Source organism: Psychrobacter sp. Cmf 22.2 (genome assembly GCF_001921745.1).
Classification (GTDB): domain Bacteria; phylum Pseudomonadota; class Gammaproteobacteria; order Pseudomonadales; family Moraxellaceae; genus Psychrobacter.
In genome coordinates this window covers 428,200-450,547 of sequence record NZ_MRYA01000002.1, presented here as the reverse complement: position 1 = coordinate 450,547, position 22,348 = coordinate 428,200, and the positions used below count along the sequence as shown (strand labels likewise).

Genomic DNA, 22,348 nt, shown 5'->3' with positions numbered 1-22,348 from the left:
ATACCTAAATATAATACTCTACTCTTTTTGACTATTAAACAAAGCGTTTAGTATGATAGCGGTCAGAGTTGCTGTACCGATACCACCTAAGTCAAAACCTCCTAAATGTAAGCTAAAGTTCCCCGTACCCATAATCACCGTAACGGCAGCAATGATAAGATTGCTGTTTTTGCTAAAATCAATGTGACTGTCTATCCATATTTTCACCCCAGCAATAGCAATCAAGCCAAAAACGACAATAGAGGCACCGCCCAATAATGCTGGAGGAATTGTCTGAATAATAGCGCCAAACTTTGGCGACAATCCTAGTAAAATAGCAACCAAACCTGCTATGACAAAGATAGTTGTACTATAGACCTTGGTTACCGCCATCACACCGATGTTTTCAGCATAAGTCGTCACCCCAGTACCACCAAACCCCGCTGAAAACGTCGTCGCCACACCGTCAGCTAAAAAAGCACGGCCCATATAAGGCGTAACGCGTGATTTGGTCATTCCTTCTACTGCTTTAAAGTGTCCAAGATTTTCGGCAACGAGAATAAAAGCCACAGGCGCTATCAAGATAATAGCACTCATCTCAAAACGCGGTGCATGTATACCTGGTAGGCCAAACCATGAGGCAGCAGCCACACTTGTAAAATCAATCGCTGTGCCAAAACCCAATAGGTTGGTCATAACATAGTAAGCGATATAGGATAATATCAAACCTACTAATAACAGCAAACGTCTTAGCATACCGCGAGTAAACACTGCCACACTACTGATTAGTAGCACAGTTAATGCTGCCATCCATGCGTCAAACTGATTGGCTGATACGCCTTGAATAGTAACTGGCGCTAGATTAAGACCAATAATCATGACAATAGCACCAGTCACAATAGGCGGCATTAAACGCTCAATCCAGCCTGTGCCGGTTTTCATTACTAACAAGCCTATTAGCGCATAAATAATCCCGCAGGCCATAATGCCGCCTAAAGCGACATCTAAATTGGTATTAAAACCTACGCCAGCATAAGCTGTCACAGCAATAACAGGGCCAATAAAGGCAAAGCTTGAGCCAAGATAGCTTGGCATACGACCGCCGGTAATCATAAAAAACATCACCGTACAGATACCTGACATCAAAATAGCCAAGTTGGGATCAAAACCCATTAATAGCGGTGCAAGGACAGTTGCACCAAACATAGCAAAGGTATGCTGAACACCAAGTAAAATACTTTTAGAAGCGGGTAGATATTCATTGATACCGACAGGATTGTGGTCAAGATCCCCGCGATAAGGTCGCCATGTAGGGAACCAGCGTCCATTTTCAAAGTCTGGATTGTTGGTAAGTTGCATCATAGCAGGTGTGATACCTGCTGCTTCTAATGCCGTTAAAGGGGTTTGAGTTTTGGCGCTATTTTCTGAGTGAGATGAATGCTGTGTCTTGGAAGGATCTTCTGAGGGAGTTACCATGCGCGCGTGTCCTATGTGGCCGAAAATAATAGCTAAAAAGGATAAATAAAGAATTAATGACGCAAGCACCATCCTATTTAGTATATCTCACCGTATTGCCTAATACATCTAACAATAATTATTTAGCTCAACCTGCAACACTGATATACTTAATAAATGGTAGTTGTTTATACAAATTTGTCACATTTTGCTAGATGTCTAAGATAAGATATGTTCTACTAAATCCATCGCTTTAGCTGCTTATATTCTGATATTTCTTATAGCAGCAACCGCTTACAGGATGTTACATAAGCGTTGATGCCAAGCATCATAACGGAAATTTATAATAAACAAAAGCTATTATTCTTCTATCATCCATACTACCAAGTTTAAACGTTCATATAGACGATGCTCCAAATTCATTGTGTAGCCATGCCTACTCTCTGTCGTGACTAGTCATACTTATGATGCTTGCAATATTGATTAAGCTATAAAGTCGTTTTTGTTAATCAATTGGTTACGATGACAACCATATTCACTCACTTTTATTTTTTGGTAATTTATTATGATTAGTGTATTTGATCTATTTAAAATTGGCATTGGGCCTTCAAGCTCACATACCGTAGGACCTATGGTAGCCGCCAATTTATTTTTGACTTCTTTGAGTAAAAAATTTGAGCTGACAGATATCATAAAATTAGAGATTGAGCTATACGGCTCACTCGCTGCAACGGGTAAAGGCCACGCTACTGACACAGCCATCCTCTTAGGTTTACTTGGTCATACTCCAAGTACCATCGATACACGACTGACCAGCCAATACCTCACACCCATCTTTTCAGATAAACAAATGAATGTATCAGGTCAGCATATTATCGACTTTGATACAGAACATGACATCTATTGGTACGATGATACTGTCCTACCTTATCACCCTAATGCGCTGACCATTCGTGCCATACTGGCAGAAGACACTCATTATCAGCAAACTTATTACTCAGTTGGTGGCGGCTTCGTTATTAATGACGATGATGCTCATAATCCAGATGAAGACCATGGTACACCAACGATTGATATAGTCCCCTACCCTTTTAATACTGCAGCTGAGCTTCTTGAGCAATGTCGTCAGCATGAGTTGAGTGTGAGTGATCTGGTATTGGCAAACGAATGCCATTATCGTGATAAAGAAGAGATTTTTGCTTATCTAGACTCCATTTGGGAGGTAATGCAAAACTGTGTCAAACAAGGTTGTCAAAATAGTGGCATTTTGCCAGGTGGTTTAGACGTCAAACGCCGTGCTCAAGCGCTGCATTTGCAGCTATGTGCAGAAAAAGATCAACCGAGGACAAAGAACGATAAGCTTGCTGCGATGGACTGGGTTGATTTATATGCGCTGGCAGTCAATGAAGAAAACGCCAATGGTGGTAATGTCGTCACTGCCCCAACCAACGGTGCGGCTGGTATTATCCCTGCAGTTATGTGCTATTACCGCGATTTTTTATCAAACTACACTCAAGAAGGTGCACGCAAATTCTTACTAAATGCCACGGCAATCGGTAGCTTAATCAAACAAAACGCGTCAATCTCTGGTGCCGAAGTTGGCTGCCAAGGTGAAGTTGGCTCTGCTTGTGCGATGGCCGCTTCCGCATTAGCAGAAATTATGGGCGGCGATCCTGCTAAATGTCTTAATGCAGCTGAAATCGGCATTGAGCATAATTTGGGTCTTACATGTGATCCTGTTGGCGGCTTAGTACAAGTACCCTGTATTGAACGCAATGCCATGGGCGCAGTAAAAGCAATCAACGCTGCCCGTCTTGCCTGCCGTGGCAATGGTCAACACTTTGTCTCATTAGACAAGGCGATTGAAACCATGAAACAAACTGGAGCCGATATGTCGGATAAATATAAAGAAACTGCGCGTGGCGGTCTTGCCGTTTATGCAGATAATCGCATACCTACCGCTACCCATGGCGTTAGTGTCAACTATAGCCAGTGCTAAAACTGTAGTTAAAAAACAAACACTTAATAAATGTCATAAAAAAAGCCTCTAATAATATAGAGGCTTTTTTGTGAGTTCTTACTAATTATTCAGCTGTTTTTGAGATAACGTCATTTAAGATCCAAACAGGCTTAACCACACCAGTTTTAGTATCAGCAATTGCTTCTTGACGCACATCTAACATATAGCGATAATTTGGCTCATAGGTAAAGCCTTGGATGCTACCGTTCAACGTGTTGTAATTCTTTTGATAACTTTGACGGTACTGTAGGCACTGTGTCTCAACTGTATTACCAGTAGTATCCATACGCTCACAGAGTGCTTTACGTGGTGCAATTTCTACTTCAAAGCTTGGAATATTCACGACTTTAACGTTTACTGCTTGACCTTCAACAACCATAGTCCGCTCGTCGTCTAGACCCATCGTAGAACAACCTGCTAATGCAAAAGTGGCTGCAAATGCTGCAATTGCTAATTTTTTCATTTTTATACCCTCGATCAATTATTGTTAAATAGTTCATATCTTGTTAAACATTGTCAGTCTATTTATGGCTCTTATAAAACCTGATAAACAACACGACATTCCAAGATATAAACGTTAATAGTGAGTACTTTTCTATAAGAGCCAAATATAGTGCCCAAACAAAAGCAGTACTACTTATTGTTGTACTGCAATTAGTATAGGTCCTGAATAAGCTTTGCCTCTATAACTGGTTTGTAACGTAACGTCAGTATTTGCAACCGATGTTATTCAAACGTACTCTCACCTTAGCGACTTTTTACACTGTAAGCTTTAAATTATTAATACCAAGGGTTAAATAGAAAACGAATACAACGCTTATCTAGCTACGATAATCTGCGTTAATTTTGACATAATCATAAGACAGATCACAGGTATAAACAGTGTCGCTGGCCTCACCTCGCGCTAAGTCAATATGAATAGTAATCTCAGGGCGACTCATAACGGTCTTGCCAGCGTCTTCAGTATAGCTAGGTGCTACGCCACCGTTTTGACAGATCATAACGTCATCTAAATACACATCTACTTGCTCAGTGTCTAAGTCTTCGATACCAGCATAACCAACGGCTGCTAAGATACGACCCCAGTTAGCGTCGCTCGCAAAGAACGCTGTTTTTACCAGTGGTGAATGCGCGACTGCATAAGCCACATCACAGCATTCTTGAGTGGTTTTACCACCAGTGACTTTTACGGTCATAAACTTTGTTGCCCCTTCACCATCACGCACGATCAACTGTGCCAGACGCACAAATACTTCGGTTAAGGCACTAAACAATGACTGATAATGCGGGTGTTCAGGACTGTCGATTACCTCAGTACTGGCAGCCCCTGTCGCTATCAATACGCAGCAGTCATTGGTTGAGGTGTCGCCATCGACGGTAATACGGTTAAAAGACTGCTCGTTAATAGCAATCAGCATCTCTTGCAATAGGTCAGCTGCAATATTGGCATCAGTCGCCACATAACCTAGCATGGTTGCCATATTAGGGCGGATCATACCTGAGCCTTTAGATATACCAGTGATATGATAGCTCGTATCTGCAATATCCGCTTTTTGGCTTGCAAGCTTAGGGATAGTATCAGTCGTACGAATCCCGTTAGCCGCTGCCAACCAGTTATCCGCTCCTAAGCTGTCTAAAGCCTTATCTAGTCCCGCTATGACCGCTTCACTATTTAATGGCTCGCCTATCACGCCAGTAGAAAACGGCAGCACCGCGCTGGTGTTTACACCAGCCTTACTCGCTAAAGCCGCACAAATCTCTTCTGCTCGGCGTTTGCCATCAGCCCCTGTACCCGCATTGGCATTACCTGTGTTGGTTACTAAGTAGCGCGGAGCCATTTTCGCAAAGTGCTCTCGCAGTACGCGTACAGGTGCAGCGCAAAACGTGTTTTTAGTCGTCACAACTGCACTGGTTGCAGTCTCAGCAATTTCGATAACCACTAAATCGTCGCGATCTTTATAACGCACGCCTGCTGCGGTAGCACTCAATCTGATACCATCGATAGGATAAATAGTGTTGGGTACTGATATGTTTCCGACAGCCATAGCTCAATCCTTATTAGTCATTTTTTAATATCAAAGATATGTTCACTTATTAAAAGCGTATACATAAATAGTATTTTGGCGCACGTACTAGTTTTGGCTCAAGTCAAACGCCGCCCAGATAGGCGCGTGATCAGAGGGTTTCTCCATTGCACGTAGCTCATAGCTGATACCCGCGTCCACACATCCACTCGTTAGATCAGCGGTACACAAAATATGATCGATACGTAGGCCACGCTTGGGATTATCATTGAAGCCGCGACTGCGATAGTCAAACCAGCTATATAATTCAGTGCTTTCTGGATAATGTAGACGATAGGTGTCAGTTAGATCCCGCGACATGAGTGCTGAATACCATTCACGCTCTTCGGGTAAAAATGAGGTTTTTCTATTTTTAAGCCAGCGCTTAGCGTTAGCTTCACCGATTCCGATGTCTATATCTTCTGGCGCAATATTCATGTCACCCATGATGACAATCGAGCGACCCTCCGCTTTTAAAGTATCAATATAGGCCATCAAATCAGCGTAATAAGCGCGCTTCATCGGAAACTTAGTTGGATGATCTTGGCTCTCACCTTGTGGAAAGTAACCATTAAGCACATCAATTTCACGGCCTTGCAGCTCATAGCGCGCATGAATAAAGCGTTTTTGTGCTTCCTCATTATCACCAGGAAAGCCTTTTTGTACAAATATAGGCGCAACTTTAGACAAAAATGCCACACCGTAATGTCCCTTTTGTCCAAAATATTCAATATGATAGCCAAGACTTTCTACATTTTTTAATGGAAACTGATCATCATGGACTTTGGTTTCTTGTAGCCCCATGATATCAGGGTCTATTACTTCTCGCACAGCTTCAAGCTGATGCTGGCGGGCGCGAATACCATTGATATTAAAACTCACAAAACGGGTCATGCTTTATCCTATATTGACTGGTTCAAGTTTGTTCATGCTTTACAAATCATTCTGGTAAATTTTGGAATGTAAAAGGACGATAAATAGCAATAAAAATAGCTAAGTCGACCTGGCTATTGCGTGTCTTCAAATCTTAAGATACAGTAGAAAACTTACTTTACTGACCGTTATGACATAACAAATAGCGGCATACTTTCCTTCTAATCATGTTTATCTTATATATTTTTATAAACATTGAAGTACTTTTACTGAGCTACTTCTTTAGCCAAACGATGTGAGCCAAATTATGACGACAGCGCCATCAAATTCTACTATTTCACCTCTATACTCTACCGATTACCGCGTGTATATCAATCATACTGATGCTGGCGGTATAGTCTACCATGCCAATCATCTGGTGTTTTTTGAAAATTGTCGCCGCGACTGGTTTAGTAAGCTTGGTCTAAACGGCTATTTTATGCATGCTGATGATGGTCAAATCCAGCATTTTGTAGTGAGTCAAGCGCAGCTACAGTACAAAAAGGCAATATTTTTAGATGAAGTCATTAAGGTACATATCGATCGAGTTGAGCTAAAACCTGCCAGCATTGTATTCTATCAAAGTATTCATCGCCATGCGTCACAGAACTCAAATGAAAATCACTACCCTTCTGCAAAAACCCTATTAAGTAGCGCTAAGATTGTCATTGCTTGCGTGCAAAATCAGACAAAACCAGAACCAGCTAATAATGCTGATACATCAGACATAGCGGCTAATGCTGCACCAATACGGCCAATACGAGTGCCAAAAAACCTTCATGATAATATTCAACAGGCTATTGCGCATCACTCTAACGATGCATAACACTCATACATGAATATTGATAAAAAACCCATGCTCACCTTTGAGAACATTTGGGTATATAGTAGGCGCTCTACAGTAGTCAATCCAAGCAGTAAAAAGACACCTACTCTGGCTATTGCGCCTGCCATGTCTCAAACATGGCTTATGAAGATAAGAGACAAATTTAAAATAGGCTCGGATCCTACTCTATCTACTTATAAACGCGAATTGATAACTGGCGTTAGTGGCGCTTTACTAGAAGGACAAGTGACAGTATTAACTGGACATTCTGGTAGTGGTAAATCAGTATTATTAAGGGTTCTAGCAGGACTATCACCTCTCACTACAGGCGATGTTTGGTTGCATCAAGATAGTGACGAGTATAAAGATAGTAACGGACAAAATAGTAATAACGATCATAGCATTCATGACACCCTGCCTACGCGATGGCGCGCGCAGGTCGCTTTACTTGCCCAGCATCCACAGTTGCTAGAAGGCAGTGTCCTTGAAAACTTAAAAATGCCTTATCGCTTACAAGCCCATCAGCATGGCCAGTTTAATATTGACTGGCATATAACGCAGCTTGCGTCTCTAGAGCGTACCCCAGAATTTTTACAACAAGACGCCAGTCATCTATCAGGTGGTGAACGACAACTGGTTAATACACTACGTTTGTTACAGTTGAATCCACAAGTACTGCTCTTAGATGAGCCTACTGCCGCCTTAGATGCTGATACATCAGCGAAGCTTGTGCGTTTGCTAATTAGCTGGTTGCACTCAGAGCCTCAGCGCACTCTCCTATGGATAACTCATGACACGCAAAATATCATGCCATTAGCAAATCAGCATTGGCAAATGCAAGCAGGCGTATTAACTGAAGCATTTTAGTATAGTTAAATCACTTTTGAACAGCTACAGTCCTACTAGGACGCAATGATCCATGTAACGATTAACGATATGCCATACCAGTATTTTATTCGCCATTTCATGTTCACTATTAATTGATTTTATGACGAGCACATATGATGCGTACAGACGATATGCAAATCTTACTGACTTACGGTGACATTGCGCTTGCCAGCAGCCTTATCGTCATTGTACTCATCGTGTCATGGCGATTACGTTTAAGTCTAACCAAAACCTTACTGACAGCTGCTATTCGTACCGTGGTTCAGCTCAGTTTTATTGGCCTAATTTTGGCTTGGATTTTTGCACGTGAGCAGTGGTATGAAGTATTATCGATCTTGACCATCATGACCTTGATTGCAGGGGCTGCTGCCAAGAGTCGTGTTAAACGCACTTATAAAGGATTGTTTACTGACACTCTTATTGCAGTAGGCACATCAGCAGTATTGGTTACCATCATCGCCATTGGCTTTATTTTAAACGTTCAGCCATGGTATACACCGCAATTTATTATTCCAATATTGGGTTTGATACTAGGTAACTCTTTGACCGCTATCTCCTTGACCAGCAATCAGCTTGTTGAGTCTTTTCATGAGCAGCAGCCACGTATTGAGATGATGTTAAGCTTATCTGCGCGTCCATTTGAAGCAGTACACGAGCAAATACGGGCGGCAGTCGTCAACGGTATGACGCCTACCCTTAACTCCATGCTGGTTGTCGGTATCGTCAGTCTACCAGGTATGATGACCGGACAAATACTTGCTGGTGCAGATCCCACTCAAGCCGTACGCTATCAGATAGTAACCATGTTTTTAATCTGTGTGAGCAGTACGCTTGGTTGCACAATAAGCGCACTCCTTATTTATAGACGTTTTTTTAATAGCAGAAAACAATTTGTCCTACCTTACTAGTCGCCGTTTTACTCTATCTTGCACCATATATTAGTACATTTGTCTACTATCTTTATATACTATACAGTGCTATCACTCCAATATAAACAACAATTGCAGTTATGTTACTATACGGTTAAATTACACCCTTTTATTATTTCATTATTAATGCTAATAATGACCTAAACTTGTGTTATATAACGATTAAAGTAGCTTAGCAGATCATTAGTAAATAAGGATATTAACGCGCTTAGCGCCACATTGGTCACATTAGCGTTCGTCTTTATTGTTGACAGATATAAAACTGCTCGCCTCTAAGCTTTCTCTATATAGCAATCAATATTTTTAAGGACGCTAACGATGACAGAGAACAAACCTTGGCTGGATCATTATCCTAGTACTGTACCCAAAACGATTGATCCTGATAAATATGGCAACTTAATAGAGCTATATGAAGAGTGCTTTAACCGCTATCGTATGCACCCTATGAGTATCTGTATGGGCGTTACTCATACTTATGATGATGTCGATAAAGCATCATTGGCGGTCGCTGCATGGTTGCAAGCCCAGGGGTTGCCAAAAGGTAGTCTTGTAGCGCTGATGATGCCAAACGTACCGCAGTATTTGCCAATTATGATTGGTATTTTGCGCGCAGGCTATGTTTGCACCCCTATCAATCCTTTATATACTGGACGCGAGTTACGCCACCAACTAAATAATTCAGGCGCCCAAATCATATTCATCGTCGACAACTTTGCCCAAGCGCTTGAACAAGTGGTTGATGAGACCTCTATTAATCGTATTGTGCTATCGAAAATGGGCGATATGATGGGTCTAAAAGGCATGTTGGTCAATACCATGATTCGGCAGGTCAAACGCTTAGTCCCTAAATATAATCTTAACGATCCTAAGCATGAAGTAACCAAATTCCCTGATGTTCTTAAAAAAGGCAGAGCACTGCCGTTTCAGGCACCAACAATGGCATCAGAGCAAAAGGCCATTTTACAATATACTGGTGGTACGACAGGACTATCAAAAGGAGCAGTGTTGACCCAGCGCAACATTATAGCCGCTGCCCTACAGTCAGAGGCTTGGTACCGACCTGTCACCTCAAACATGAATGAGGCATACATTAATATGATTATGGCTCTACCGCTTTATCATATTTTTGCCTTCATGCTCAGCCTATTAGGGATGCGTTCGGGCTATACTTTTATATTGATACCCAACCCGCGTGATATGCCAGGATTTATAAAAACCTTATCAAAGCAACCTTTCCATATCTTTCCTGCAGTCAATACCTTGTTTAAGGGTCTGCTTGATCAGTCAAACTTCAAACAGTTAGATTTTAGCTCACTACGTATCACGCAAGCAGGCGGAATGGCGGCGACTGAGCAAACGGCAGCGCGTTGGTTAGAAACCACTGGCTGTGCGATGATAGAAGGTTGGGGTATGACAGAAGGCGTTGCTGTAGGTACTGCCAACGTAGTCACTGATCGTAAATTTAATGGGACAATTGGCGTTCCAGGTCCTGGTGTTGATATCATTGTGATCGACGACAAAGATCAGCGTGTTGGCGTGCATCAGGCAGGTGAGATGTGTATCAAGGGCCCCAACGTGACCGCTGGTTATTTCAACCATGATAATAGTAAGAGCTTTACCAAAGATGGCTATTTTCGTACTGGCGATATCGTCAGTATGGACGAAAAAGGCTATTTTACTTTGCTCGACCGCAAAAAAGATATGATCTTGGTCTCAGGCTTCAACGTATTCCCCAATGAGATTGAATCAGTGATGCTAGATTGTGACGGTGTCGTCGACTGTGCCGTGATTGGTATCGACGATGAACGCCAAGGCGAAGCCGTCAAAATCTATATCGTGCCAGCAGACAGTAACGTCACCGCAGATATCATTAAAGATTTTGCGCTCGACAATCTGACTGGTTATAAATGCCCGCGTCATATCGAATTTGTCAGTGAGCTACCAAAAAGCAATGTTGGTAAAGTACTGCGTCAAAAATTACGTGAAAAGCATCTATCGGACAATGCCTAAACCAATCTAAGCTATACATATAATGCTGTATATTTTTAAATATTTAGGCTAAAAATTATCAAGCTTGATGAAGATTAAGGTTTATAAAAAACCCTCTACACGGGACTGGGATGAATTTTACGCAGCCTCTGTCTGCGCAGGCACAGCACGCTCGAAAAATTTATACCAGTTCCGCGCTGACATATAATGTATCTGTTTTTTTAGAATCGACTATAAATAATGGTTGGTTCATTGACTAGCTGATTTTATTGACTACATTCAGCGGCAGATGCTTCATCGCTTGTCCCACAATCGACCATGGCAGGCTTGGTACACAAGCCTCAGTCGTCTCTGACTCAATAGCAGCAACCATAGCTTTAGTACCTGTATCTGTATCAACCTCAAAAGGCAATGGCTTGGCATTGGTATTAATCTCAGTACGAATATAACCTGGATAAATAGTAGACACTTTGATTGGTAGTTTCTCTAATAGCATATCGGCGCGAATACCTTCTGCTAAATATGCTAAGCCTGCCTTACTCGCCCCATAAGTAGTCATATGCTTGGGTAGACCGCGCATCGCTGACATACTCGATATGACTACGAGGTGACCACTATTTTGCGCGCGAAAGATTTTCATTGCCGCTTCACATTGTGCCAATGCAGAGACAAAGTTTATCTCAGCAGTGCGGCGATTGGTCTCAAAACGACCTTTACCGATACGGCGACTCTCACCTACCCCAGCATTGACGACGACCCGATCAATATGACCAAAGTCTTCAGCGAAAGCATCAAATACTTCAAATATCGCATCATAATTGGTGACGTCTAAAACACGATACGCCACGCTTATCTCAGGATATAACTCTGTCAATTCAGCTCTGAGTTGATCCAAACGATCAGTACGGCGCGCACAAATGGCTAAATTGTAGCCTAATTTTGCAAATAACCGTGCCATGCCTTCACCAAGACCCGAGCTGGCCCCTGTAATCAAGACAGTTTTACCTTTGCCAACTTGAGATTTGGTCAAACCTTTTAAGTAGCGTGCCGGTTGAATGGCACTTAATGCCTGATCCTTGCCTTGCTTAGCCGTTTGCGTTACTAGGCTCATTAATTTATTTTGCATAAGCAGTCCTTTATCTATCAGTGCATTAATATAAATCTAAAAGCAGGTCTTCAAAAACCATCTATTATAGTAGATATGTCTGAGCAGATGGGTGTCGGTTGTGTATCAAAAGCAATGATAAAGACTACTAGCGCCAAGTGACATAGCGCTTACCATCAGAAAATAAATGACTATATTCGTTTAAAGACAATAAACGCGGCACTTGCTCCTTTACAGTAATAGAGGTCACGCCTGTATTCACAAGGCTTCTATTCAATTGATAGGCCGTCTGACTACCTTGCTGCAATAAATGTGCAGTAATAGCAGCGATGACGCCACCTGAGGTAAACACTAATATAGTACTATCACGCCCTAAATGACTCAGTTGCGTAGCTTGTATGCGTACATGTTCAAGCGCTTGCTGCGCGCGTAAGTTAAACTGTGGCCAACTCTCCAAATAGTCTGAATCATTATCACCAGCATGCCAGCGCTGCATAGCAAGATTAAACAACTCGGCTAAACGAGCTTTGGGTGTGTCGGACTTAGCAAGCTCTTCGGCAATCGCTTCTTGAGTCGTAAAAGCTGGATCAGACTTAATAAAGACGTCCTTATGGTTGAACTCATTAAAGGCCTCGATCACATAGCTGTCAGGAGCAGACAGATCTAGTACAAGTGTCACATCGCCAGCAGCTATAGAAGATTGGTAGGTCTCCCAAAAGTAGCGTGCAGAGTCTTGTTGTCTTGATAGGCTGCCTGTAAATATGGCATCGATACGGCGCTGTGTGGTCGCATAATGCTGACCAAGCAAGCGCGCCTGCGTACTACCTAATTCTGAAAGCTGGTCGTAATTTTCTTGTCCAAACGATGCTTGACCATGGCGTGCTAAGAGAATAGTTGTCATAACACTATTACCTTTTATTGTATTTTGTTATTTTACTTGTTAGATGACTTGTTAGATGACTTGGTATCTTGATCAAAGTAGCCTTTTGGCAGTATGCTTTTAATCACTTTTTGTACTGGGCTTGGTAGCTGCTCAACCATTCCAGCATCGACGCCCATATCTTGCAGATGCGGCTGCACCCGAGTCGTGAATAACGCATCGCCTTCATACTTTGCAATCAGCTTTAGGCATTTAGCATGCAATACATGAACGATAATCCAAAAGTTTTTGAACGCAGGATTGGTGGTTTGTTTATTATAATAGCGATAATAGATTTGTTGTACGATACCCGCTAAGCGAAACAACCCAAACACTTCATAAAATGTCCAGTTGTCTATCTGTAGGCCCGTACGCTCCAGATAATAATCCACCACTTCCTCACGGGTCATCATGCCTTTTAGATGCGTGGGCTGACGGCGGGACTGCTGCATAATCATGTTATCGTCGGCTTCGATCCAGTAGGCCAAGGCACTGCCCAAATCCATCAACGGATCACCCAAAGTCGCCATTTCCCAATCGAGCACGCCAATGACCTTGGTTGGGTCTTTGGCATCTAAGATCACATTATCAAAGCGCCAGTCGTTGTGAATCAAGCAAGTCTTACTATCAGCAGGCGTATGCTTGCCAAGCCATTGACGTACCAATGCAAAACTTGGGACGTTAGGGGTTTTGGCTTTCACATAACGCTTGTCCCAGCCGGTTACTTGACGCTCGCAGTAGCCCTCGCCGCGGCCAAGCTCGACCAAGTCAGGATGCGCGCTATAGTCTACTTGATGCAGCTCAATCAAGGCGTCGATGACATTGGTGCATAATGCGCGTGTTTGCGCTTCATCTAACTCAATCCCTTTGGGCAGATTGGCACGCGGAATAATGCCTTCCATACGCTCCATGACATAAAAATCCGCTCCGATGACCGACTCATCGGTACATAGCGCCACCATATTTGGCACATAAGGATAAGCGTCCATCAGCGCATTCTGTACGGTGTATTCACGTACCATATCGTGGGCAGACTTAGCTTTAGTACCTTTTGGCGGACGGCGTAAAATGAGATCTTGGCCTTCGCCCTCATCGCCGTATTGTAAACGATAGGTCCAGTTTGACGCACCGCCTGAGAACTGCGTAACGGTAGGCTCGCCTTTGATATCAACGCCCTGAGCATGCAACCAGTCGCTAACTGCTTGTGCATCAAGTGCTTCACCTTCTCGTACTGGCCCCCCTTTATCTAACACCTTATTACTAACCATCGTATTATTGTTATCTGTTGCCATGTGATATTCCTTATCCTGTGGTTGCTTAGGAGCCACTTATTAATACTAATATTTTTATATTTTAAGAAAGACCGACCTTGAAACTTATTTTAAACTTAAATGGTTTCAAGAAATTGTCTCAGAATCGGTCATTTATTATTGTGAAATTGGATCTCTTTACTTAGGCTATTTTAATGACTCGTAAATTATTACTTAGCGTTTAAGACGAAACCCTTGACGCTTTAGTTCTAATTTGGCAATCATCGTCTTATGCACTTCGTCAGGACCATCGGCTAAGCGCAGCGCGCGCGCTTGTGCAAAAAAGCTTGGCAACATTGTATCTTGGCATACGCCCATCCCACCATGAATTTGAATCGCCATATCGACAACTTCTTGTAGTACTGTTGGCGCTACAACTTTGATGGCTGATATCTCTGTCAATGCAGCTTTGGTCCCCTGCGCGTCCATTTTTTGGGCGGCGTATAGCGTAAGCAGGCGCGCTTGGTCAATCTTAACTCTAGCATCACTGATACGCTCGAGGTTGCCACCTAGTTGCAATAACGGTTTGCCAAAGGCAGTACGTTCCATACCGCGTTTCACTGCTAATTCTAAAGACTTCTCTGCCGCACCAACACAGCGCATACAGTGATGAATACGACCTGGCCCTAAGCGACCTTGCGCAATCTCAAAGCCCATACCAGGTCCACCAATAAAGTGACTGACTGGTACACGCACATCATCGAAGCTAACTTCTCCGTGACCATGCGGCGCGTCATAATCACCGAATACTTTTAGCATACGCTCAATATTGACGCCTGCCGTTTTTACTGGTACTAATACCATTGAGTGCTGATGGTGACGGTCTTTATTGTCATCAGGGGTATAAGCCATTACGATTAATACATCGACCGCAGGATCACCTAAACCTGACGACCACCACTTGCTGCCATTGATGACGATTTCATCGCCCTCTACCACCGCCGTCGCTTGCATATTGGTCGCATCACTTGACGCCACATCAGGCTCAGTCATACAAAATACCGAACGCGTTTTACCTTCTAACAACGGCGTCAGCCACTGGTCTTGCTGCTCTTTTGAGCCATAGCGCCATAACAGCTCCATATTGCCACTATCTGGCGCATTGCAGTTGAAAACATAAGGTGCAAGTAAGCTACGTCCTGTTAATTCTGCAATTGGTGCATAGTCAGTGACAGATAATCCAGCGCCTAAGGTATCATCAGGTAAAAACAGATTCCATAGACCAGCTTCACGTGCCTGCTTGCGTAGGCTTTCGTACTTTTCGGGCCATTGCCAATTTTTCCAATTACCATCGGGATTTTTCTCATGGCAATCTTGCCAGAACTGAGCTTCTATCGGCTCAATTTGAGTAGTGATAAATTCTTTGACTTGCTCATACATAGCTTGACCATGTTCGCTGGCGGTAAACATTAATGTGTCTGTAGACATGGATATACTCCTCTTCCTTGTTGGTTCTTTTAATAAAAATTCGATGTCATTCGTATAGTGTACGTACGTTTACTATTTTTTATCTGCTATATTTATAACATAGCCATTATCAATAAACAGTAAAAAAGGTGCGACCGACTAGGCCACACCTTTATATTTACTAAACGAATTTATTAGATCAATAGATGATTTCAGCAGTAACTTTATGTCTTATACTTTCATAAAACCGCTAATATTTTATTTTAAAATATTTAAACGGCTATTAAAATCAAAGCGCATTAAAGCATCAGGGAGCTTGTCAGCAACCGTACTCAAAGTTGCTTCTGCCGCTTGAGACAACCCTAGCTTTTCTGCCAAGGTTGGCTTTTGCCGAGAATGCAATGCGTAGATTTCGCTGTTATCCATCAGCTCTAAAAGATAGCTATCTGAGGTTTGCAGCTTATCAACCAAATTAAGATGTAGGGCATCTTCGCCATACCAATGTTCACCAGTCGCCACTTTATCTAAATCTAGTACTGAGCGATAACGATTGACAAAATGTTTAAACAACTCATGCGTTTGCTCAAGCTCTTCTTGGTACTTGGCACGGTCTTCGTCATCATTTTCTCCAAAGACTGTCACAGTGCGTTTATGGTCACCTGCGGTAAACATCTCATAATCAACATCGTGGTTTTTGAGCCATTTGTGAAAGTTTGGTAATTGCGACACCACACCGATTGAACCAATCACAGCGAATGGCGCTGCCACTATATTATCAGCGACACAAGCCATCATATAGCCACCACTAGCGGCGACTTTATCTACACAAACGGTCAGTTTAATTCCTGCATCTTTTAGGCGTGCAAGTTGCGCTGCTGCAAGCCCATATCCATGCACCAAGCCGCCCGGAGACTCTAGGCGTACAACGACTTCATCGCCTTCATTAGCCGTACTTATTAGCGTACTAATCTCTTCACGCAGATGCTTAACAGCTGTCGCTTTGATATCACCATCGAAGTCGAGTACAAAAACTTGATTGCCTTTATTTTTACCTTTCGCTTTCTCCTTTAAAGCTTGCTTGGCTTTTTTGGCCATACGCTTTTTAAGCTGTTTTAATGCAGCTTTGCCTTGTGTCGCCTCCATCAAGTCTTGACGACGCTGTTCTTGGTTTTTATTTAGATGAATAACTCTGAGTTCTACTGGATTTTTGGAAGGATGAAATAACATGAAGCGTTTTCCTTAAATAAGATGCTAGAGTATTAATATAATAGAGTTAGCGTCAGCCTGATATGTGTACTTTATAGACGGTTTTCAAGCAAGGCTGTGATATTTAATAATTACTTTATAAGCTGCGAGTATAACAGTGCTTTAGGCATCCGTACGCTATGTTATTAGTAACGGTTGATTGCACTTGGATTGCGCAAGGACAGTTGTATAACAAAAGCACTTTAGGCATAATATGCGCTTACATCTATTTTATGCAGCCAACGCGATGAGGATTTGTCTTGATCGCGTTTTATTTGCTATTTTTTGATGACATGAATCCAACATGTATTGAGATAGCAGCGCCTGAACCAATAATTTTAATCGATAAACCATGACAGTCTTACTATGTGGCTATAACGGTCATCATAGTTTGTACTGGACTAAGTAAGAATAGTGATGGTTGAAATCATATAGCGATGGCTGCATTATTGTACTTTGAATTGGGCTGACAACTGGATAATTAATATTATGACGCAAAGTATCACAACAGAGAGCGAAATGGCGGTGCATAGCAAATACCGAGACGAATATTGTGGCGCTGTCACTGAGAGCTTATTAGAACAAACTATCAGCGTCGTAGGCTGGGTACATCGTCGTCGCGATCACGGTGGCGTGATTTTTTTAGACATGCGTGACCGCGCCGGTATCTTACAGGTCGTCGTCGATCCTGATACGCCAGAGGCATTCGCGACTGCTGATGCAGTACGTCCTGAATATGTGCTAAAAATCACTGGCCGTGTACGTCTCCGTTATGAAGGCACCGAAAACAACAATATGACCAGTGGTCAGATTGAGCTATTGGGTAAAGAGATTGAAGTATTAGCGAAGTCTGAAACCCCGCCTTTCCCATTGAATGACGAAAACACCACGGTATCAGAAGACTTGCGTCTTAAATATCGCTATCTAGATATGCGCCGCCCGCAAATGCAAGAGCGCATGGTGTTCCGTGCTAAGGCCACCTCAGCGATTCGTCGTTATCTCGACGATCACGGTTTCTTAGACGTAGAAACCCCTATCTTGACTCGTGCAACGCCAGAGGGCGCACGTGATTATCTGGTGCCTTCACGTACCCGTCCTGGTAACTTCTTTGCTTTGCCGCAGTCACCGCAGTTATTTAAGCAGCTTCTTATGGTGTCGGGGTTTGATCGTTATTATCAAATCGCTAAATGCTTCCGTGATGAAGACTTGCGTGCTGATCGTCAGCCAGAATTTACCCAAGTGGATATCGAAACTTCTTTCTTAAATGAAGAAGAAATCATGAATATCAACGAAGGTCTGATCAAGCACCTGTTTAAAACCATGCTTGATGTCGATTTTGACACCTTCCCGCGCATGACTTATGCCGAGGCGATGCGTGACTACGCCTCAGACAAGCCTGACTTACGTATTCCATTAAAACTGGTCGATGTGGCTGATTTGATGAAAGACGTTGATTTTAAAGTCTTTGCTGGTCCTGCAAACGACCCTAAAGGTCGCGTGGCAGCACTACGTATCCCAGGCGGCGCTTCACTCAGCCGTAAGCAAATCGATGCCTATACCAAGTTTGTCGGTATCTACGGCGCACGCGGTTTGGCTTATATTAAAGTCAATGACGCCAATAACATCAACAACGGCGTCGACAAAGAATCTGGCCTGCAGTCTCCTATCATCAAAAACATGACCGATGATGTTCTGGCAAGTCTTATCGAGCGTACTGGTGCCCAAAGCAATGATATTATTTTCTTTGGTGCGGACAAAGCCAGCGTGGTAAACGATGCCATGGGTGCACTACGTCAGAAAATCGGTCTAGATTTAGACATGACCACGTGTGAGTGGGCACCACTTTGGGTGACTGACTTCCCAATGTTTGAGCAAACTGACGATGGCCGCTGGACGTCTATGCACCATCCATTTACTAAGCCTAAAGGCTCGGTAGATGAGCTAAAAAACAGCCCAGAAACCGCGCTTTCTATCGCTTATGACATGGTGCTAAACGGTACAGAAATTGGTGGTGGTAGTTTACGTATCAACACCCTTGAGATGCAGCAAGCTGTATTTGAAGCGCTAGGTATCGATGAGCAAGAGGCCGAAGAGAAATTTAGCTTCTTACTTGACGCCTTAAAATTCGGTGCGCCGCCACATGGTGGCCTTGCCTTTGGTTTGGATCGTTTGATCATGCTGATGGTAGGCGCAAGCTCTATTCGTGATGTGATTGCCTTCCCAAAAACCAAAACCGCTGAAGATCCGCTAACTCAGGCGCCTGCTGGTGTTGATGGTAAGCAGCTACGAGAATTGGGTATCCGTGTGCGCGAAAAAGCACAAGCCGACAGCAATAGACCTGCTCAGTAAGCCCTCAGATAATGTTTAACTATTCTTTATCTGACGGACTACAGGATTCATCACTGCGTGAGTGGTCATGAACCCGTATCATATTTTTAAGTACGTGCCATTGTCTGTCTTGCAGATGATGGCACGTTTTGTGGCTTGGGTTATCATAAAGATACCCAGTCTGAGCATCATGCGCACCGTCAATATCAATATGGCGCTGATTGCTGATTCTTTATCAGACCAGCGAAAACAAGCACTGACCAAAGATATTATCTATCATCAGTGTTTGACCAGTATTGAATCGGTTAAAAGCTGGGCGATGCCCCCTGAATGGAGTATCAAGCAGATACGTGATGTTCATAACAAAGATATTTTACTAGAAGGATTGGCAAGCCCTAACGGTATGCTAGCCATCGTTCCACACCTTGGTACGTGGGAGATGATGAACGCTTGGCTTAATCAGTTTGGCGCACCAACTATCATGTATAAGCCTGTCAAGGGCGATATCACTAATGAATTTGTCCTGCAAGGCCGTTCGCGGTTGAATGCAACGCTAGTACCAACTGATGGCAGCGGGGTCAAAGCTATATTTAAAACCTTAAAGCAAGGCGGCTTTAGTATTATATTGCCCGATCATGTCCCTGATCCGTCAGGTGGCGTGGTTGTGCCTTTCTTTGGAGTTGAGACGTTGACCAGTACGCTGTCCTCCAAACTTGCTAGCAAAACCAAATGTGCACTGGTAGGTTTGTCTTGTATTCGCCGTGATGATGGGCGCGGATTTGATATTTATTGCTATAAGCTTGATGACCCAGCGCTGTATGATCGCGATGCAAAAACAGCAGCGCATGCGCTCAATCTGGCCATGCAGCACATGATTGAGGACAAATGCAGTCATTATATGTGGGGCTATCGGCGCTTTAAACATATCCCTCAACTAGGCAATCCCTATAATGCTGACGAAAAATCTTTGACTGACTTTATCCGTACTAACCAAGCTAAGCATCCTAACAAAAGTAGAGACAATTAGTGCGTACGCCTACAGTCGCTAAGCTACAGACAATCATATTTATGCTAAGATTAGCGACACTCAACTCCTCTTTAACACCCATACGAGTCTATTATGGCAACTGACAAAACTGAAACCGCTTCTCTTAGTCAAGTTCATACAAACGATAGTCAGCCGCAGCAGCGTTATGTCATCTGTATGAAATGGGGTGATAAGTATGGTCCAGAATACGTCAATCGCCTATATAATATGGTTAGCCGCCATCTGACATTGGACTTTCAGATGGTATGTCTTACCGATGACAGTACAGGTATTGATTCTGCCGTAAAGTGCTACCCAATACCTGAGCTGGATCTACCTGCTGGCCCCGAGCGTGGCTGGAAAAAACTAACCACCTTTAAGCCTGAGATTTATGACCTCAAAGGCGTGGCACTGTTTTTAGACATCGATATCGTCATCGTTGATAATATCGATGGGTTTTTTACTTATAAAGCCGAGCATGAAGACAGTGTCGTTATCATCCGCGACTGGAAAAAACCTTGGCGCATGATTGGTAATAGCTCAGTTTATCGCTTTAATATCGGCATGGGTACTTATCCTGACTTACTGGCAAACTTTGAGCGTAACTTTGAGACCATTCGCACACAGGTCCGCCATGAGCAGGCTTATTTATCTAACTATCTGCGCGAGCATCATCATTTAGAATACTGGGATAAAGACTGGTGCGTGAGCTTCAAATACCAATGTATTGCCCCTATTCCATTCAATCTGGTACGTGCCCCAACGCTGCCTGATGGCGCAAAAATTGTCATCTTCCACGGTGAAATCAATCCACCAGACGCTATCAAAGGCGGCGGCGGCAAATGGTACCGTCATGTAAAACCAAGTCCATGGTTAAAAGAGCATTGGCGATAAACAGATAGGACAAATCATGCAGACAGGTGACAATAGACAAATAGATATTGTGATTGCTTGGGTAGATGGTGATGATCCATTACTTAAACAAAAAAGAGCGCGTTATCAACAAACAATCAATGCTGCCTCTGAGGCAACCACTTCAACGCGCTTTGCCAGCAATGATGAGATATATTACAATATCGCCTCTATCATAAAATATGTGCCTTTTTGCCGTCATATCTATGTAGTGACTGACCAGCAGCAGCCTAAGCTTATTCACGAATTTGTGAACCAGGGCATCTGTGCGCCCGATAAAATACGTATTGTCGATCATACAGAGCTCTTTGCTGGCTATGAGCAATTTTTGCCTACCTTTAACACTCGTTCTATCGAAACCATGCTATGGAATATCTCAGAGCTGTCTGATTACTTCATCTATATGAATGACGACTTTTTCTTCAATCAGTCTGCAAGCATTGAGGACTTTTTAGACGAAGATCATATTATTATTCATGGACATTGGAAAAATAGCGCTATTTTACAAGCCAAACTTAGGTATCGACAATCTCTCCAAAAACTAACAGGCAAGCCTGTTCAACCCAAACATACAATGGCGCAAATGCTAAGTGCCAAAACCCTTGGTATGGATCAGTTTTTTGAGATCCATCACTATCCACATATCGTCGACAAAGATATATTAAAGACGTACCTACTCAGCAACCCTGAGCTGTTAACCGAGCAAATTAAATATAAATTTAGAAGTGTAGCTCAAGTAAATCCAATTACGCTCATGAACCATTTAAAGATACAAAAGAACGAGGCTTGTTTAAAGCCACCCATTTCTATAAATTATTTAAAAAACGAAAGTGGGATTGAGGATTTTGTAATCAACTTACAAAATACAGCGATTAGATATGGGTGTATTCAAAGCCTTGATTTGTTAGAGCAGCGTTCATATCAAACTATTACTGAGGCTATGATACACAAGTTTTCCGCCTACTTGCCTTCGTCATTATTAGCGAGTGACAATAAAGATAAACAAATTTAGAATAATAAATTGAACATATATT

The 22,348-nt window shown here is 42.8% G+C and carries 18 protein-coding genes; 9 read left to right on the top strand and 9 right to left on the bottom strand.

Annotated elements, in window-relative coordinates:
- Positions 1–18: 18 nt before the first annotated feature.
- Complete coding sequence (locus BTV98_RS06085; RefSeq protein ID WP_256713860.1) at positions 19–1,338, bottom strand: solute carrier family 23 protein; 1,320 nt, start codon at positions 1,336–1,338, stop codon at positions 19–21.
- Positions 1,339–1,999: 661 nt separating this feature from the next.
- Between BTV98_RS06085 and BTV98_RS06080 the strand changes: the two genes are divergently transcribed.
- Positions 2,000–3,433, top strand: coding sequence for an L-serine ammonia-lyase (locus BTV98_RS06080; RefSeq protein ID WP_075103165.1), 1,434 nt, complete (start codon positions 2,000–2,002; stop codon positions 3,431–3,433).
- Positions 3,434–3,518: 85 nt separating this feature from the next.
- Here BTV98_RS06080 and BTV98_RS06075 read toward each other — a convergent pair whose 3' ends face one another.
- The 3 genes from BTV98_RS06075 to xthA form a co-directional block, all read right to left on the bottom strand.
- A complete protein-coding gene (locus BTV98_RS06075) occupies positions 3,519–3,917 on the bottom strand; it encodes a DUF4377 domain-containing protein (RefSeq protein ID WP_075103164.1) in 399 nt (132 codons plus the stop codon).
- A 358-nt stretch (positions 3,918–4,275) separates the two neighbouring features.
- Positions 4,276–5,499: a bifunctional glutamate N-acetyltransferase/amino-acid acetyltransferase ArgJ gene (gene argJ / locus BTV98_RS06070; RefSeq protein WP_075103163.1), complete on the bottom strand. Its 1,224-nt coding sequence runs from the start codon at positions 5,497–5,499 to the stop codon at positions 4,276–4,278.
- 87 nt (positions 5,500–5,586) lie between these two features.
- Positions 5,587–6,411 carry an exodeoxyribonuclease III gene (xthA, locus tag BTV98_RS06065; RefSeq protein ID WP_075103162.1) on the bottom strand — a complete coding sequence of 275 codons (825 nt, stop codon included), beginning with the start codon at positions 6,409–6,411 and terminating at the stop codon, positions 5,587–5,589.
- A 286-nt stretch (positions 6,412–6,697) separates the two neighbouring features.
- On the opposite strand from xthA, the gene BTV98_RS06060 reads away from it, so the two are divergent.
- From BTV98_RS06060 to BTV98_RS06045, 4 genes are all read left to right on the top strand, one after another.
- Positions 6,698–7,255 (top strand): thioesterase family protein, encoded by a 558-nt coding sequence (locus BTV98_RS06060; protein WP_075103161.1) that lies wholly within the window; start codon positions 6,698–6,700, stop codon positions 7,253–7,255.
- A gap of 9 nt (positions 7,256–7,264) precedes the next feature.
- The gene (locus BTV98_RS06055; protein WP_058368690.1) at positions 7,265–8,122 is read left to right on the top strand and encodes an ATP-binding cassette domain-containing protein; all 858 of its coding nucleotides are present in this window, start codon (positions 7,265–7,267) and stop codon (positions 8,120–8,122) included.
- Between the two features lie 134 nt (positions 8,123–8,256).
- Positions 8,257–9,051, top strand: a complete 795-nt coding sequence (gene fetB / locus BTV98_RS06050; protein WP_082638004.1) for an iron export ABC transporter permease subunit FetB — start codon at positions 8,257–8,259, stop codon at positions 9,049–9,051.
- A 339-nt stretch (positions 9,052–9,390) separates the two neighbouring features.
- Positions 9,391–11,082, top strand: coding sequence for an AMP-binding protein (locus tag BTV98_RS06045; protein ID WP_075103160.1), 1,692 nt, complete (start codon positions 9,391–9,393; stop codon positions 11,080–11,082).
- A gap of 235 nt (positions 11,083–11,317) precedes the next feature.
- Here the strand turns inward: BTV98_RS06045 and BTV98_RS06040 are convergent, their stop codons facing one another.
- From BTV98_RS06040 to sohB, 5 genes are all read right to left on the bottom strand, one after another.
- Positions 11,318–12,187 carry an SDR family oxidoreductase gene (locus BTV98_RS06040; RefSeq protein ID WP_082638002.1) on the bottom strand — a complete coding sequence of 290 codons (870 nt, stop codon included), beginning with the start codon at positions 12,185–12,187 and terminating at the stop codon, positions 11,318–11,320.
- 127 nt (positions 12,188–12,314) lie between these two features.
- Complete coding sequence (locus tag BTV98_RS06035) at positions 12,315–13,067, bottom strand: histidine phosphatase family protein (RefSeq protein WP_058368687.1); 753 nt, start codon at positions 13,065–13,067, stop codon at positions 12,315–12,317.
- 32 nt (positions 13,068–13,099) lie between these two features.
- Positions 13,100–14,377 carry a phosphotransferase family protein gene (locus BTV98_RS06030; RefSeq protein ID WP_075103159.1) on the bottom strand — a complete coding sequence of 426 codons (1,278 nt, stop codon included), beginning with the start codon at positions 14,375–14,377 and terminating at the stop codon, positions 13,100–13,102.
- 192 nt (positions 14,378–14,569) lie between these two features.
- Positions 14,570–15,805 carry an acyl-CoA dehydrogenase family protein gene (locus BTV98_RS06025; RefSeq protein ID WP_058368685.1) on the bottom strand — a complete coding sequence of 412 codons (1,236 nt, stop codon included), beginning with the start codon at positions 15,803–15,805 and terminating at the stop codon, positions 14,570–14,572.
- Positions 15,806–16,060: 255 nt separating this feature from the next.
- On the bottom strand, positions 16,061–17,029 hold the full coding sequence (sohB, locus tag BTV98_RS06020) for a protease SohB (RefSeq protein WP_058368684.1): 969 nt from the start codon (positions 17,027–17,029) through the stop codon (positions 16,061–16,063).
- Between the two features lie 507 nt (positions 17,030–17,536).
- Between sohB and aspS the strand changes: the two genes are divergently transcribed.
- The 4 genes from aspS to BTV98_RS06000 all read left to right on the top strand — a co-directional run bounded on the left by aspS (position 17,537) and on the right by BTV98_RS06000 (position 22,326).
- Positions 17,537–19,396, top strand: a complete 1,860-nt coding sequence (aspS, locus tag BTV98_RS06015) for an aspartate--tRNA ligase (RefSeq protein WP_256713847.1) — start codon at positions 17,537–17,539, stop codon at positions 19,394–19,396.
- Positions 19,397–19,463: 67 nt separating this feature from the next.
- Positions 19,464–20,402 (top strand): lysophospholipid acyltransferase family protein, encoded by a 939-nt coding sequence (locus tag BTV98_RS06010; RefSeq protein WP_075103158.1) that lies wholly within the window; start codon positions 19,464–19,466, stop codon positions 20,400–20,402.
- Positions 20,403–20,579: 177 nt separating this feature from the next.
- The gene (locus BTV98_RS06005) at positions 20,580–21,296 is read left to right on the top strand and encodes a glycosyltransferase (RefSeq protein ID WP_143505674.1); all 717 of its coding nucleotides are present in this window, start codon (positions 20,580–20,582) and stop codon (positions 21,294–21,296) included.
- A gap of 16 nt (positions 21,297–21,312) precedes the next feature.
- On the top strand, positions 21,313–22,326 hold the full coding sequence (locus tag BTV98_RS06000) for a Stealth CR1 domain-containing protein (RefSeq protein ID WP_075103156.1): 1,014 nt from the start codon (positions 21,313–21,315) through the stop codon (positions 22,324–22,326).
- Positions 22,327–22,348: the final 22 nt, after the last annotated feature.